This window comes from Curtobacterium sp. UNCCL17, assembly GCF_000686685.1.
In the GTDB taxonomy this organism is placed as follows: Bacteria; Actinomycetota; Actinomycetes; order Actinomycetales; family Microbacteriaceae; genus Curtobacterium; species Curtobacterium flaccumfaciens.
Map to the genome: position 1 here is coordinate 158,139 of NZ_KK366003.1, position 15,503 is coordinate 173,641.

Below are 15,503 nucleotides of genomic sequence, written 5' to 3' on the forward strand. Positions count from 1 at the left end.
TGTGTTCACTAGAACTCCGTGCGGCTTCGTCGCACTGTCGGGACTCTACTCAAGTCCTCGGGGGCTCTTCGCCCCCTTCTCGCGCCCGCTTTGTCAATGCGGTCGCCTCTTTCCCAAGCCGACGATCATCAACCAGCGAAGCGCCGAAATCACGGCCTTCGCCTCCGCCGAGCCGCATGATCCTCTTGAGAAAGTAAATCGGATCTTCATCGAACTCGCCGCGCTCGCGGGTCAAAGCGACGAGGTCGCCGATATGCTGTTTTGTTACGCAGGCAGCCAACGCGACCGCCGCTCCCTCGTGTGCCCCTCATCGGTCGCATTTCGGTAGGAAGCCACCAACCGGTCCCAGTGTTTCACGGCCGGCTTCACCGCGAGGGCTCGACCGATTCCTTCCATCACCCACGAGGGGTATTCACCCTGCTCTAGGTGCGTCATCAGCACAGGAAGGGCCGTCGGATACGGGTCACTGATGTTGACCAAGTCCCAGATGGACTTCACCTTCCGTCCCACCGACGCCAACTCTTTCAGCAGCGGTTCCGATGCCTCCCTTTCAGCAGCAAAGCGCGCCTGCCTCTCACGCTCGCGAGCTTCGCGAACGGCCACGAAGTCTGGGTCTGCGTCGAGCATGGCATTGACTTCGACCGCAGTGAGGTCTGCCTTACGAAGCGCCGCCCCTCCTCTGAACGAAAGTGGAACTGGCCTTCAGCCGCTGCGGGAAAACTTGATACTTGACGTCCCTCACCCGCCCTCCGCAGGATCCAGCTTCAGTTGTCGAGAAGTGCCGCGAGAAGTGCAACGGACGCTTTACGCACGCGGCTGCTCGAACCGCTGCGCCTGAACAGCAATCCGCTTGCCCACCGCAGATCCAGCCTTAATCAGCAGGGCAGTCCACAGCCCCCGGAAACTCCAACGCGGCTCGTCTCAGGAGTTCCCGTATATGAGACACCGGCACGGAGGCTCCATTCGGCATCGAGAATATGCACGCGCCGGTTTCGTCGTCCTCGAAGACCTCTGCAACTACCTCGTTAGCGTCGTCGTGCAGCTCCACTGCCATACCGTCTCGCTCGCCAACGAAACTTGCGAGGACGAATGAGTAGTCAGTCAATTTCCCTAATCCTTTGGCTCGAGGAAGCCCATGAAGGTTCCGTCGTTGCTCATTCTGAATCCGCTTCCCGTCCCCGAAAAGTACTCGGTCACGTTCTTGTTTTGCTTCACGGTGAGTCCCGGATCTTTCAGGATCTTATCCAAAGCGGCCGAACCCTGCGCGTTTCGTTGTGCCGTGTTGCCGGTTGACTGTCCGCGGAAGACACTCCCCGACCTGTCGGAGTGCTTTTGCAATGCACGACCAACTCGAGTCAATCCGCCCTTGTCACGGGCGAGCGACGCCGCATCGATCTCTGACCTCGTGAATGCGCCAGTGAGGCCTTCCGCCTCCGCTGCGGCCGCTTGCTTCGCGCTCTCCGCAGCAATCGTGCTTCCGATGGCGTCGGCGTCTGCGGCAACCGCTCCTGCCTCGGCTTCAACCCCGAAGGCGACAGCGCAGACGCCGGCGGTGGCGAGTGAGCAGGCGATTATGCCGATGCCGAGGGCGACTACCGCAGCGGTGAGCAAGATGACTGGTGCCAACTTGCGGAGGACCTTGCCGGTCTGCGCTTGCTTCTTGGCGCTGGGGTAGTTGGCGTACTTGCTGCCACCGTGCCCATAGGGCTGCACGGGAGTGGCGTGATGGGCGTGTGTTGACGGGGCGGTGGTTGCACCCTTCCACGGGAAGGGCACTGGCCCAGGCATGGGCCTCGGGTGGCTTCCGCCTCCGCCGACACCACCGCCGCCTCCTCCGCACGCATAGCCGGCGCAGAGGCCGCTCGGATCTGGGTTCGCGATCGGGTTGTTGCCGCTGTAGACGTACCCGTTGTTCTGCTGAGGGAGGTCCGGGTTCAGGACGGGGTCCACGGACAGGAAGCGACCAAGCGTCGCGTCATATGCGCGCGCACCGAGTTGGCTCAGTCCGCTGAACGAAGACGTCGCCTTGTCGAGGAAGCCGTGCGCGGAAATCCAGTTCGACGCTCCTCCTCGCTGGTTGCCGAACGGGTCGAACCAGCGTCGCGTCACGGCTCCGGTGAGCACGTCGGTTGCGAGATCGGCGTTGCCGTCGATGTCCGTGTCGATAGCGGAGACGGTGCTCGTACCGGTCGAGGTGTTTCGTTCTGCGACTGTGACGCCCGCAAGTGCGTAGGTCCGGGTCGCCGTGGTCGTGGATGCACCTGCATCGACGTGGAGTTCGGTGTCGCCGAGGTAGAGCGTCGCGCCGTTCTTCGGGTCGGTTTGCAGGAGGAGGTTGCCGTCGGCGTCGTAGACGTTGCTCTGTCGCTGTGGCCCGACCGTGGCTGACAGGATCCTGCCGTGCTCGTCGTAAGCGAGGGCCGTGTCTCCGGACTGGGTCGTGTTTCCGTCGTCGTCGTACGTGAACGCGTTGGACGAGTCCTCGTCGCCGGTACTCGTCGACGTGCTCTGCACCGCGTGCGGGTGAAGGGCACCGGCGCCCGGGTACGTGTACGAGGTCACCTGGTCGGTGCCACCAGCTGTCGCATGCTGCGTGGCGGTTTTCCGGTTCCCGGTTGCGGTGTCGTAGGTGTAGCTCGACCAGTACGCAGCCGGCCCGCCAAGGGATGTGCTTGGTGCACTGCTGCAGGCTCCCGACGCGGGGGTCCACGCCTCGGTGAGCTCCTGCAACGCGTCGTAGGTGTAGCACTGCGTCTCGCTACCGGCAGCCCCGGTTGTCGTCGCCGATGTGATCACGCCGGCGTCGTTTCGGTTGTAGGTCCGTTTCGCTTGCACCACGGAGCTCGAGCCGGTACCGGTTCGGTCTTCGATCCCGGAGATGTTTCCGGTGACTGCATCTCGCGTGTATGCCGAGACGTTTGCGACGGTGCCGTCACGGTTCACCTGCGCGACGCGGTTGAGCCCGTCGTAGACGACGCCGGCGTAGCTCTTCGTGCCGGAGAGGCTGCTCGGCAAGCCGAGCGCGTCGTACGTCGTCGTCACGCGTTCCGCTGCGAGACCGCCGACTGCCGGCATCGTCGTCGCTGAGGGCGAACCGTCCTGGTTGTAGGTCTGTTTGGTGCTGTAGGTGGTGCCGCCGAAGGCCGAAGCGGTCGCAGGGATCGTGGTGGTCTGCTCTGTGGGCCGTCCGGCGGTGTCGTAGCTGGTCACTGCGGTTGTGTAGGCGGCTCCGGGAGCGCCGGGCGCCGAGCCGACGTAGCTGCTCGAGGCGGTGAGCGCCCCGGTGAGAACAGTGTCGTACGTCCACGAGCTGAGGAGGGCGCCGTCCGTCCCGCCGGAGTATTCGGCGGTCTTCCGGTCGAGTACGTCGTAGACGTCACTGATGACGACCCCACGTGCGTCCTTGGAAGAGAGCACATTCCCTGCGTTGTCGTAGGTGTACGTCGTCGTCCCGGTGTCCGGATCGGTTGCGGAAGTCTTGTTGCCGACCGGATCGAACGTCCATGTCCAGCGGTTCCCGGCGGGGTCCGTCATCGACGCCATGTCGCCCCGGCCGTCGTACGTGTACCGCGTGTCCTGATGGGTTCCGGTCGGTGACGCCGCGAGGTACTGCCTCAGCAGGGTCTTCTGCCCGAGGGAGTTCGTGAACGTCGTGTTGGGTGTTCCCCCCTGTGGCGGCGTGGTGTCGACCTCGTCGGCCCCGACGTACCGGTTCGTCGTCCGGTACTGCTCCTTGCCGTACGAGTGCGCCACGGTCGCTGTCGTTCGCCCGACGGCGTCGTATTCGAACTCCGTGCTCGACTGGATCTGCTGCTGGCTGACCGGGACGAACAACGAGGCCGATGGTTTCGTCCCGCTGGCCCAGTAGGAGTTGTTCTTCAAGCTCGTCCGGCCCTGCTCGTCGTACGCGGTGTCAGTGATGACGCTTCCGCTGTTCGATGAGGGGTCCTGCGTCTGCACGACGCGACCGAGACCGTCGTAGAGGTCGTACCTCGTGATGGTGCCGCCCCAGTTGAGGGTCGTCGTGGCAACGGCGAGCGGGCCGGTCTGCGACTCGGTGTACGCATAGGCGGTGTCGGGCGCTGACGGGTAGTCGGCTTTTGCTCGACCGGGCATCCAGACTGCAGTCCGTCGCCCGAGCGGGTCGTACGTCGCACTGGTGACTCCGCCGTCGACGGCCGTTTCGGACAGGACGACACCACGGGCGGGGTCGAGTGTCTGACTTGCCTTCCAGCCCTTCGGGTTCGTCGTCGTCACCCCGGTGACGGGTCCACCGGTCGCCGGCGTGTACGCAGTCTTGGTGGTGTGGCCCAGTTCGTCTGTGCTCGAGGTCTCCCGCCCGACAGTGTCGAACGCGCTCGTCGCGGTCGTCGTCCAAACCGGGTTCGACCCGGAGTACGAGGTGACCGTCTCAACCTTGGTGGTGTCTCCCTTCGTCGGCGTTGCGCCGACCGCAGCGGAGTCGTAGGAGGTGCGAACGTCAGAGATGGCATCACGCGGCAGAGTCGGCTCGCTGCCGCAGCCCACGTTCACGACTCGCTGCTCAGCCGGGAGGCCGATCAGCCATGCGGTGCGGTTCGCCGACGCGTACGTCGTCGTCGTGCACGTATCGGCTGCGTCTGACGCGGAGCGGGAAACCGTACTCGGGAGCCCGTCGGAGTTGTACGTCGTGTTCGTCTCCGAGGTCCGGTCAGTTCCCGCTGCCGTCGGCTCTGTCATCCGCGTGGATCCGTCGCCGACACGCCGAGCGGCGTTCACACCGTCGTTCGCCTCCACGCCGGAAGCCCACGGCGTGCTGACCGTGTCCGAGACGACCGGTCCGCCGACGCCTGCCCGGACGACTGACTCTCGGATCTGCCCGGCTAGCCAACTGCCATCGGTCACGCTCGACGTCCCCGACACGTTGACGGACTTCACTCCACCATTCGTGCCGGCGCGGTCGCCATTCAAGCCGCGGTAGAACGTGTAGGCCGTCGTCTTCACCGACTTCGGATCCGACGCGTCACCGTCCCGCACCTCGACGGTGTCGTACCCGGCGAAGACCGACCAGGTGCGCCGCTTGTCGGGCATGAACGTCGCAGTGTTGTACTTCCACGCCGGCGTGCCGGTGTAGACGTACGACGTCTGCTGGGGGCGATCAGTGGCCCCTCCGGTTTTCGGGTCGTCGAGAACGCTCGTCACCACGTACTTGTGGAAGAGGTCCAGCTTCGGCTCTTGCGCCGGCGTGATCGACGGTGTCCACCATTGCGGGTAGCAGCGGCGGGAGTTCGTGGCCGCCGCAGCCTCGATCGCGGAGGCTTCGGCGGCGGTGCAGTCCTGCACCGAGTAGTTGATGGATGTCACCGCGCCCGTTTCGGCGGTGATCGATGCGATGCGGAGCTTGTCGAGCGGAGCGAGTCCGTCGACGGCCCAGACGCGGTTCTGCATGCGGACGCCGCTGAACTTCACCGCCGGCTCATTGACGCCGGTGCTGCCCGTGTAGCCGGTGTGCTGGACCTGCGTCAGCCAGAGGGCGGCGGTGGTTCCGTCGCCGGGGCTCGGGAAGGAGTGCGACAGCGTCCACTTGTCGACCGTCGCGTATGCGGTTCCGGACTTCACGGCGGTGGTGACGGTGTCGAGCATGCCGTCTGTCCAGAAGGAGGGGACCGCGTTCGCCGTGCACGCAGTCGTGCAGAACTGATCCCAGGGCACGTCCGGGTAGGAGGCTGGCTTGGCCGGTTTCGTCGCCGCGGCGCTGATGGTCTCCTTCGTGCAATTCGCGTGGGTCGTGTCGCTGCAACGGCCGTATGCGTCGTAGCCGAAGGTGACTCGACCGGTTGCAGCGTTGGCGGCGTACACCGAAGCGCTGGTCAGCCCGTAGTCGACGTGGTCGAGCTGCCCACCGCGGACGTAGGCGGTGGCGCCGCTACCGTTCTTGCCGTAGCTGTTCGTCTCGGCTGTGTAGTAGAACGCTTCCGCGTTGGCGTGGACGTCGACGACGTAGTCGAGGTTCCACCGCCACGCTTGGACACAGGACGACGCTGCGAATGTCGACGCATGGCACGGCTCGCCGGTGTCGTTGCCGAACACCGGAACGGTCCACGCTGAGTTCGTCGTCCCTTTCCCCGTGGACCATCCGGGGAGTTGGTTCTTGCCGAAGTAGTACTGCGTGCCGTCCGTCGTGGTGACGCGCCAGCAGTCGGTGTCGTAGGTGCCGTTCGGTGAACACCCTGCGGCGGTGCCGACCAGGTGCTCGATCCGTGATCCGTCGTCGGATTGCATCTTCCAGTCGCCGGTCGCTGAGTCGCGCACGAGCGCCGAGCTGTGACCGCCGAGGGAGAGCGTCGCGTTGTCCGTCTTCCAACACTGGTCACCGGACGTCTTGACCGCGCCGGAGGCCCCGTCGTCTTGCGAACACGAAACGTACTGACGTTCGATGAACCCGCCACCGTTCAGGTCCCAGCCGTCACCGATCGCCGACGGCTGGTTGTTCGTCGACCCGGTCTCGCCGTCGATCGACTGCGAATCGTACGACAGTCCGATCGAGGGCACTGGGCCCGCAGCCGCCGGCGGGACCGTCATCGGGTACTGCCATGAGAAGTCCCCGGTCTGCGCCGACACATCCCACGAACCGGCTTCTTTCAGCGTCGATGCGGAGAACGAACCAGTCCCCGACGTTGACACCGGAGAACTGGTCGCCGCGAGGGTCACCATGCGGTTACTGACCATCGGCGTCATCACGAGATTGTCGGCAGTCGAGGTCGTCGCGACAGGAGTCGCGGCGGCCGCCGAGTACTTGCGTGCCCCGTCGAGTTGCACCCATCGGACGCGAGCGGCGTAGTCAGCTCCGAACTGTTGACGGAGGAGCGAAGTCGGCACTCGGACCGCCACAGGGGCTTTCCCGGTTCGTCCGTCATCGCGGGCAAGGGTGAGCACGACACCGCTCAGCCCCTGCTTGGACGCTGCGACTTGCGAGCGAACCCCGACGGTGAGGCCCTGCACAGAGGCCGAGGTCACTCGACCCGCTGAATCCACCGGGGCCACACCAATCGGTGTGTTCCCGACGGCCGTCCACTTCCCAGCGACGGTCGAAGCGCTTCCGACCGTTGCTGCACTGTCCGCTCGTCCGTTGCTCTGCCCGAGACTGCTACGAGCGGCAAGATCGACGTGCCAATTGCCCTTCTTCAGGTGCGCCGTCGGCGTGTGCACTGACTTCGATGATGCCGGTCGGACAGCACTCGACACGCTCGATGCCGCGGTGCCGGATACTGAACGACCGAGGTCGGCGACGACGGCGATGTCGCGCGATTGAACGAACACCAACGATCCGACCGCGACGGCCGCGATCGTCGCAGCGGCGATCACCATCTGTGTCCGTCGAGCAGTTGACGGACGAAGGTGCTTGCGATGCCGGCTCATTCGCCACTCCCAGCAGCAGTCGTGACGTGTGACGTGCGAGCGCGCACTGGTCCCCCTGGAGTTTTGACCATGTCAAGCGTCCGAACGGACTTTCACGGCTTCGGGATCGTACCGAGAGCGAATGCATAAGAATGGACCCCCCATTCGGGGCTCATTGCAGCGAATTGCCCGGAAAATCGCGCTTCTGATGTCGAATGCTGAATGGACGCTCACCGTATGGCTTCCGCGATCGTCGCTAACGTGACGGCGGCGCGGGAGCGCTTCAGCAATGACTTAGGGGGTCTTATGCCGGTCGGGAGATCAGCGCTCATCTCAATTCTCACGTCCGTGCTCGTCCTGGGATCCGTCACCAGCATCAGCGCTGGCGCGGTAGCGGACGGTGAGGACGCAGCTGCCAAGCCGGCGTCGGTAGCCGACGTTCAGGCCGTTGACGATGCGAGCGCTGCTGAGGAGGTGGCGGCGACGTACGACCATGACGTCATCGTCTCCTCCTCGCTGACCCCGACGGTGTCGGTGGTGGCGAAGCCAGACGGCACGCTCGAGCGCACCGAGGACACAGTCCCAGTGCGGACCCAGCAGGATGGCACTTGGGTGCCCGTCGACACCTCCCTCGCGACAGACGGAACGTGGCTGACTCCTTCCGCCACCGACACGCACGTCCGGTTCTCCCGAGGTGGTTCGGACACGCTCGCGCAGGTGCAGACGGAGACGGGTGCATGGGTGTCGGAATCCTGGCCGGACGGCGGCTCCTTGCCGCCTCCGGACGTCGACGGCTCCACCGCTGTCTACCCGGACGTGGCTCCGAACGTCGACCTGCAGCTGACGGCGACTCCGTCCGGGATGTCAGAGGTACTCGTCGTGAAGACCGCGGAAGCCGCGGCAAGTCCGGAGCTCCGAGAAGTCGAACTCCAGCTCGACGGCGCGAAGGTCACGGCCACCCAGACCGGGTCGACGGCGACAACGGCGGACGGCTCCTCCCTGTCGGCTGCTTCGCCCACCTGGTGGGACTCGTCCCATGGCGGCGATTCGGACGGACCTGGCGGCGACGGCAGTCCCCGCCCGGTGACACACACCACCACCAGCGACGGCGTCACCCTCGATGTCGCAGAGATCACCGCTCATGCACCGAAGTACCCGCTCTACGTCGACCCCGACTGGTCTGCGGGTGACAGCGCCTTCTGGTTCGACGACGCGGCGTATCCAACACAGTCCTACCTGAACGGGCAGTACTCAGCTGGCTACCAGAGCGTCGGCTACGCGCAGCAAGACGGCTACACCTACGTCTCTCGGGCCTTTTGGCAGTTCGACACGGCCGGTCTCGCCGGCAAGCACATCGTGGACGCGCACTTCAACGCGGTCGCCACGTACAGCTGCGGCAACGCGACGGTGCAGGCATGGCGCTACGGCGTCGTCGGAGCAGGACAGAACTGGAACTGGGACCAGGGCAATCAGGGCCAGTGGCGTGACCACGTCTCGGATGCATCCATTCCAGCAGTCAGCGGCTGCGCGATGGCGGGCAAGGCAGTCGGTTGGGACGTCGCGCGAGCGGTGGACGCCGTGAACGGCGGCACCCTGCAGATCGGCTTGCGTTCCGCGACCGAAGGCAGCATCAGCCGCAAGCACTTCAACCAGCACGCTTCCCTGACCGTGTCGTACAACACGCCACCGAGCGCCCCCAGCGGTGCCGCGATCGCGTCACCGCAGCGATCCTGCGGAACATCGACGTCCAACGCGGCAGGCGTCAACAACAAAGCCCAAGACCTCGTCCTCTCTTCCAAGACGAGCGACGCCGACAACGACACGACCCACATCACCTACCAGGTCATGCGTACGACGGACGCGGACACCGCGGTCTTCTCGAAGGCCAGTTCGGACGCGCATGGAGGCGTACAAACAGCTGAGGTTCCTGCTGGCACGCTGTCGGACGGGAACTACATGTTCCGCGCCAAGACGTGGGATCGGACAGAGTGGAGTGGATGGAGCAGCTGGTGCTACTTCGCGTCCGACTCGCACGCACCGACCTCACCATCCGTCGCCGTTCCGAGCGGCTCGCACACCGTCGGGACGAACATGACCGTCACAGTGACGGCGTCCGACTCCGACGTGCGCGGCTTCTCGTACTGGGTCGCTCCGAGCGGCAGCGGGATTCTGACGCAGCCGCTCTCCGACGCGGTGGACACCTCAACCGGCTACGCCAGTTGCGCGTTCAGTGACGGCCGCGTCACCTACGTATGCGCGAACTCGTCGCACGCCGCAACGCTGACTTTCGCTCCGGTCGACACCGCGAACACGCTCTGGGTGTGGGCGATTGACCGCTCTGGCAACGTGTCCGCGCCCGGGAAGGTCGGCGGCTCCGCCAACACGGATGGAGGCGCTGCGATCATCGCCGACGCGGATCCGCGGGTTGGATCCACTTCCGGCACCACCGGCCACGTCTGGACCGGGATCAGCGACGGGTCCGTCACGGGTGCTGGTACCTCCGCCTCACCAACCGTCATAGCCGACGACCGCGCATCCGGCAGCACCGGATCGTCCGCGCCGCTGCCGTTGACGGTCGACCCGAGCGTCAACACGGCGGAACCGGACTCGTACCCGGACAAACTGAAGTACCCGTCGACGATCATGCATCTCGGCGACCTTGTGCGCATCAACCGGTTCAACGGCCCGGACGGACACCGCGCATCCATCGCCGGCGGTGCCCCGTCTGGGGCCCATTTCGAGGTCACTCTCGGTGAACTCGTCAGTTCTGAGGCCGACCAACCGGCCGGGACCAACAGAATCTGGTCCTGTCGTGGCGATTGGGGGGACCGCACCCTCATCGGCTCCTCTTGTCCGACCGGCACCGACACCAGCCAGCTGCTCGGATACGGGTGGGCGTCCGCCGATGATGTTCCCGCCGGCACGACTGCGCGACACATTTGGTCGTGCTGGACCGGGTCGGAGTACTTCGACTCGACCCAGTCAGCGTGCGAAGGCAAGACCGTGAAGAACGACCTCGGCTACTTCGCCCTCGTCGGCGCCACGCGGACGAGCGCTGCACCGATCGACACGACGAAGAGCTACACCGTGTCCGCCTTCATGCACCTCACAAATGGAGCCTCCAGCCACTACAACACAGCGGTTTCCATCGACGGGGAAACAACGTCAGCGTTCTACCTCCAGTACGGCGATGGGAACTTCCGATTCTGCGTCAAGCAGCAAATAGACGCTCCGAAGACTGACTGTGCCTCTCCCACTGGGACGGTTTACACGACTGCGCCCACCGACGGTGCTTGGTACTTCGTCACAGGCGTCTGGGATGCGGCGAACCAGGAAGTCCGCATCTACATCAACGCCTCTCCCGGCGGGTCACACAGCGTTGCACACAGCCTCGGCACCGGCGAAGCTGCGGTCTCGGGGGGCCTGCGTGTCGGCGGCGCTCTCTCCAGTGGTGGACCTTCAGACGTGTTCGATGGTGACATCGCTGACGTCAGCATCACGCAGGGCATCGCGACCACGGGTCAGCTTCGCCTCTTGATGAACCAAGGTACTTACGCATACGCCGACGGTGAACGAGATCAGCCAACGGGCGGATGAGGGTTGCGGTGAGAGCGATTCCTTTACCGGAAGCGAGTGTGCGACATCAGAAGTTGACGCTGTCACCGCGGCGTTGAGGTCGGCACGTTCGTTCTTGCATCCGACACGACGATCCGTTCGAGCAGTGGTGTGACGCACAGCGGGGTGCCCCCCCGGCATGGAGACCAGCGCGAAACAGCTGCCGGACACGAGAAGAGCCCCCGGTCGAAACCGGGGGCTCTTCGTCGTGTTGTTGGCGGTACCGGTGGGATTTGAACCCATAGGCCGAGCGGCGGAAGTTGGGGCGAAGCGGTGCGATCCGCGTTTTGATGCGGAGAATGGACGCGGTTGCTCCCACCATTGACCGCCTTGATACCAGTGATCCGTTACTGCTCGGTTACCGCGACGCCTGCGGCGAGGCCAGCGGCTGGGCGACACGATCGTTCGAGAGTTGAGCGCTTGATCGGGCCACCCGGGTCACCGACACGAGAACAGCGTGCGCGCGAGTGCACACGCCCGGCGTAGAGCGACGCGAGCGTATCGCTACTGCCTCCGCGGACGCCCCCCCCTTGCATGCAGCGGACGCTACTTAAGCTCGCTGCCCGACTCTCGGCCGCTACTCGCGGTCGATGAGTATGACCGCTGAATCGACGGACAGCTCCGTTGTGGAGATGCCACGAACTTCATCGCCGGCGGCCCTGGACAGGCAGCTCAGCACCATCTCACCCCTTGCGAGGAGGAGGCTCTGATCGAAGCCGCGTTGGATTCGCGGGAACGATGCGAACAGGCGAAGGCTGCTGTCGTTCGCGGAAAGCTCGGCGCAATCGAACGTCGCTCCTTGCATCGCAGCCTGAGCGCCACACTCACCTGGGAGGAAGCCGCCGACTGCTTGGGCGCAGGAACAGGACGGATCCTCACCGACCGCGCGCTCGGCAACCTTTTCGCGTTCGTGTGCGACGGCGAACTTCTGTTCCCGGCACGGCAGTTCAACGTTGACCCGGACAACCCGGTGCTGAACTACCTGTCGAAGCTGGCAAAGCCTTCGATGACGATAAGGCTGACGAGCCCTCAAACTCTGCAGCAGTTATAAGGGGTTGAGGTCCGTCGACGTCTAGGTCGTCAATCACCCGTAAACGGCCGCCGGTCATTGCAATGCGGTAGCGCTTCGCTCCATGGCTACCGCAACCCAAACAACTACCGAATACTCCTCGCCGCAGGCGGCCTCACCCGATCACGGCTACTAGATGCCCGAAGGACCTCCGACGGGGCGCTCAAAAGCTCGTTGAAATACATCATCTGGAGTAGGAGCTGTGTCTGCGCTGCATGCTCTGGAGCTTCCGTTCACTGATGTAACGGTTGTCTGAGACGCGACGGTGCCAAGTCTTATCGAGCGTGTCCGAGAATGTCAGGACGAATTTGCTGGCGTCGAACTCAGTCGGAGCACTGCCTCCCACTCTATAAGTAAGGGCAGGTGCAATCGCTGACGGGTGAGGGTCGTCCGCTTCGTTGAACCATTGCTGTTCCCATTTTGAACCCCAGGGCCCCCCAGCGATTACGTATGCGATCGGCGCATCACTGCCATTGAACACGCAAATCTCAATGCCGAACGGCTCTGCCTCTGACGTGTCGCGGGCGGACTTGATCCACCAGCTTGTCAGTTTATCTGCCACCGCCCGCCGCTTCTCCTTACGGTCAGCGCGCAGAATCCAGACCGCTAGGAAGAGCGACCCGGATGTGAGAACTGCGCCAACCCAAGCGGGCGCGTTGCCCCAGTCAATCGTGGGCCACCACGTGCACCAGAACCAGTTCCACCCGGGCGCGGCCCAATGCCATACAAACCCCATCCGCTGAGGCTAGCCGACAAGGGGGGTGGCGCTCGATCGTTGTCAGTGGCTTGTGCCAGAGTCGACCCAATCCGGTCGCCTTAGGAGTGATCATGCCACTTGAATCCGGAGCAGCCCCTGGGTCTGACCATCTGGTGGTCGCACGACATCGACGACATGATGGTAGATGGATTGAAACCATCCCTCCGGCCAAGCAGCGATCCGCAAGGCGCGCGCTCCGATGTCGGCAGCCCGTGCTACCGGCAACGCCACGGACCTTCGGCCGACTGTGCTGACCTGTCAGCCAACTCCTGCGCAAGCTCCTGCAGAAAGTTACGCGCTTTGATCATCGCGAGCAGCTCTTACTCAGGCAGAGTTGCCGCGCTGCTTTTGCGCGTCGCGAACGCCGTCGGAGCCATGTTCTTCGGGCTCACTGTGGTCGGGCTGCTCGACGCCGCGCTCCCGACGCACCGCGACCCCCTCGAGCGGGACACCTTCGACGAACTCACCGGGGCCAGTAATCGCACGTTCCTGCCCCACGACCTCGCGCGGGGTTCCGTCTACTCTGTAGTCACCGGTATCACCCTCCTCGCCGCCGTCATCCGCGACCTCAGCTACAGCGGTACCGCCGTCGTCGCTACCGCCGTCACCCACGGCGTCGCCAACAGCTACTGCGGCGCCGACATAACCAGCACCGCCCTCAGTTCCCGTGTTGTCTCTCAGCGAACCTGAGTCCTTCGGCGCACTCGAGCTCCAGGTAATAGGCCTCCACCGCCATACAGACTTGATTTGCCCAATCGCGTCAAGGATCAGAGCAAGCACCGTCAGCACTAGTGTGACCACCGCGATCCCAGCGCTCGCCTGCGTGTACGGGATAACCGCGGGAGGTTTCAGGCCGGCGGAACTAAGCGACAGGGCAACACCGATGATCGGGATAACACCCGCTGCTACATTGAGGATTAGGCCGGACAGGCTATTCCATCGACGGAGGAGCGTGAACGCGAATCGCAACGAGGCGGCGCCGAAAGCGATTCCCGTCACTGACAGCGGTTCCAGCGTGTTCCACTCGAGGACTGCGCCGTAAACGACCCAGCCCAGGAGCCAGAGAGTGAGGAGGGTAATCGCGATCGCACCCACCCATACGATCACGCCATGTGCTGCGTACGATTCCTGCTTGGCCATCGTTAAAACCTAGTGCACTCTGCAACCCGCCCAACAGCGTCGACGCCAACAGTTCCGTCTCCCGTACTCGACGGCAGATGGGACACCCACACTCACCACACCCCAACCCACCGCTCCACCGGCCCATGCGAACGCGTCGCGCTAGTCCCCAGGCCTCGGGCTCGGGCTCGGGCTCGGGCTCGGGCTCGGGCTCGGGCTCGGGCTCGGGCGACGGACCGTCGCGGCCCCAGCCGCGCAGCCGGCGACAAGTTGTGTGTGAAGGAGACAAGTTGTGTGAGCGACGGCTCACGGCTCACGGCTCACGCCTGAGAGTTCTTCTCAGAGGAGAGACTCGAGAGTGCCGCCGCCGTTCCCGTGCGTGGATTCCTTCATCAAGCGGGCCTCTCGGGCAGCGTCCAATGCATCAGCCACGGAGTCCAAATCGTCCTCGAACAGATCCGCGTATCGATCGAGCGTCATGGCTGCCGACGAGTGACCAAGCATCCGCTGCACGGCCTTCACGTTCGCGCCGGCGCTAATCGCAAGCGACGCAGCCGTATGCCGGAGGTCGTGCGGAGTCACGACCGGCATGACCGAAGGCACCTCCTCGCCACGGTCGCGCGCTGCGGCCGCAGCTTCTTGGTCTGCAGCACGAACGCGGCCGACAGCGCCGACGAACCAGCCTTTCCGAGAGTCACCAGGCCGCAGGTGCTCAAGCCCGGTGCCCCAGAGGAGGTCATCAGCGGACTTCCTGCCGCACGCAGCCTCGAGCGCGCCGTCAAGGAACACCGGGTAGACGACCGAGCGGCGCTCGTGGGTCTTCGGAGTTCCGACGATCACCGTCCCGTTGACGTTGACTGCGTTCTCCTCGACGCTGACTCGCCGCGCCACCCGGTCGACGTGCCGAACGCGGAGCCCGGTCGCCTCGCCCCACCTAAGTCCCGTGTAGGCGAGGAAACGCACGAGGTCGGGGTACTTGGACGCGACGGCGAGACGCTCTACCTGCTCGTGAGTGAGGTAGGCACGCCGGCCCTTCGTCTTGCGAGGAAGCTTGATGTCGCGCGCCGGGTTCGAGGTCAGCCGCTTGTCCTTCACCGCCCCGTCGATGATCGCAGCGAGCACGCCATGAGCACGAGCGACAGTGGTCGCGCTTCGCGTCTCGGCGATCTCGCTAATCCACGCTTGGACCTCGGTGTGCCGGATTGACCCGAGGGCACGAGCACCCCACTTCGGCTCGACGTGTACTCGCCAAGCAGACTCGTCCGAGTGAAAAGTCGAGGGCTTAACCCACGCCCGATGCGAAGCGATCCAGTCGGCACCGAGGACGCCCACGGTGAGGCGACTGTCGCTGGGGGCGACGTACGAACCGTCGAGTTTGGCGGCCTCCACCGTTGTCAGGTAGTTCTCCGCATCGCGCTTCAGCCTGAACCCGCCCTTCCGAGCGGGCTTGCCGTCCGGTCGGCGGTAGCGAGCTTCGAAGCGCGATCCCTGCTTTGTGTCGTACTTATAGACGCTGCCCATCAGTCCCTTGTCGTTTGTGAAGCTCTGCATCGAGGATCTTGGCGG

6 protein-coding genes are annotated in these 15,503 nt (G+C 64.5%); 2 read left to right on the top strand and 4 right to left on the bottom strand.

Features of this window, described 5'->3' with window-relative positions; genetic code table 11:
- Positions 1-264 precede the first annotated feature (264 nt).
- Both BR70_RS21880 and BR70_RS21885 read right to left on the bottom strand, forming a co-directional pair.
- Positions 265-627 carry a hypothetical protein gene (locus BR70_RS21880; RefSeq protein ID WP_051597134.1) on the bottom strand — a complete coding sequence of 121 codons (363 nt, stop codon included), beginning with the start codon at positions 625-627 and terminating at the stop codon, positions 265-267.
- Between the two features lie 483 nt (positions 628-1,110).
- A complete protein-coding gene (locus BR70_RS21885) occupies positions 1,111-7,347 on the bottom strand; it encodes an RHS repeat domain-containing protein (RefSeq protein ID WP_197019680.1) in 6,237 nt (2,078 codons plus the stop codon).
- Positions 7,348-7,614: 267 nt separating this feature from the next.
- Between BR70_RS21885 and BR70_RS0118570 the strand changes: the two genes are divergently transcribed.
- Positions 7,615-10,974 carry a LamG domain-containing protein gene (locus BR70_RS0118570; RefSeq protein WP_027467260.1) on the top strand — a complete coding sequence of 1,120 codons (3,360 nt, stop codon included), beginning with the start codon at positions 7,615-7,617 and terminating at the stop codon, positions 10,972-10,974.
- A gap of 739 nt (positions 10,975-11,713) precedes the next feature.
- The gene (locus BR70_RS0118580) at positions 11,714-12,043 is read left to right on the top strand and encodes a hypothetical protein (protein ID WP_155896963.1); all 330 of its coding nucleotides are present in this window, start codon (positions 11,714-11,716) and stop codon (positions 12,041-12,043) included.
- Positions 12,044-13,142: 1,099 nt separating this feature from the next.
- On the opposite strand, the gene BR70_RS23490 is transcribed toward BR70_RS0118580, so the two are convergent.
- Positions 13,143-13,958, bottom strand: a complete 816-nt coding sequence (locus BR70_RS23490; protein ID WP_155896964.1) for a hypothetical protein — start codon at positions 13,956-13,958, stop codon at positions 13,143-13,145.
- Positions 13,959-14,276: 318 nt separating this feature from the next.
- A complete protein-coding gene (locus BR70_RS21895; protein WP_231495742.1) occupies positions 14,277-15,488 on the bottom strand; it encodes a tyrosine-type recombinase/integrase in 1,212 nt (403 codons plus the stop codon).
- Between the last annotated feature and the right edge of the window lie 15 nt (positions 15,489-15,503).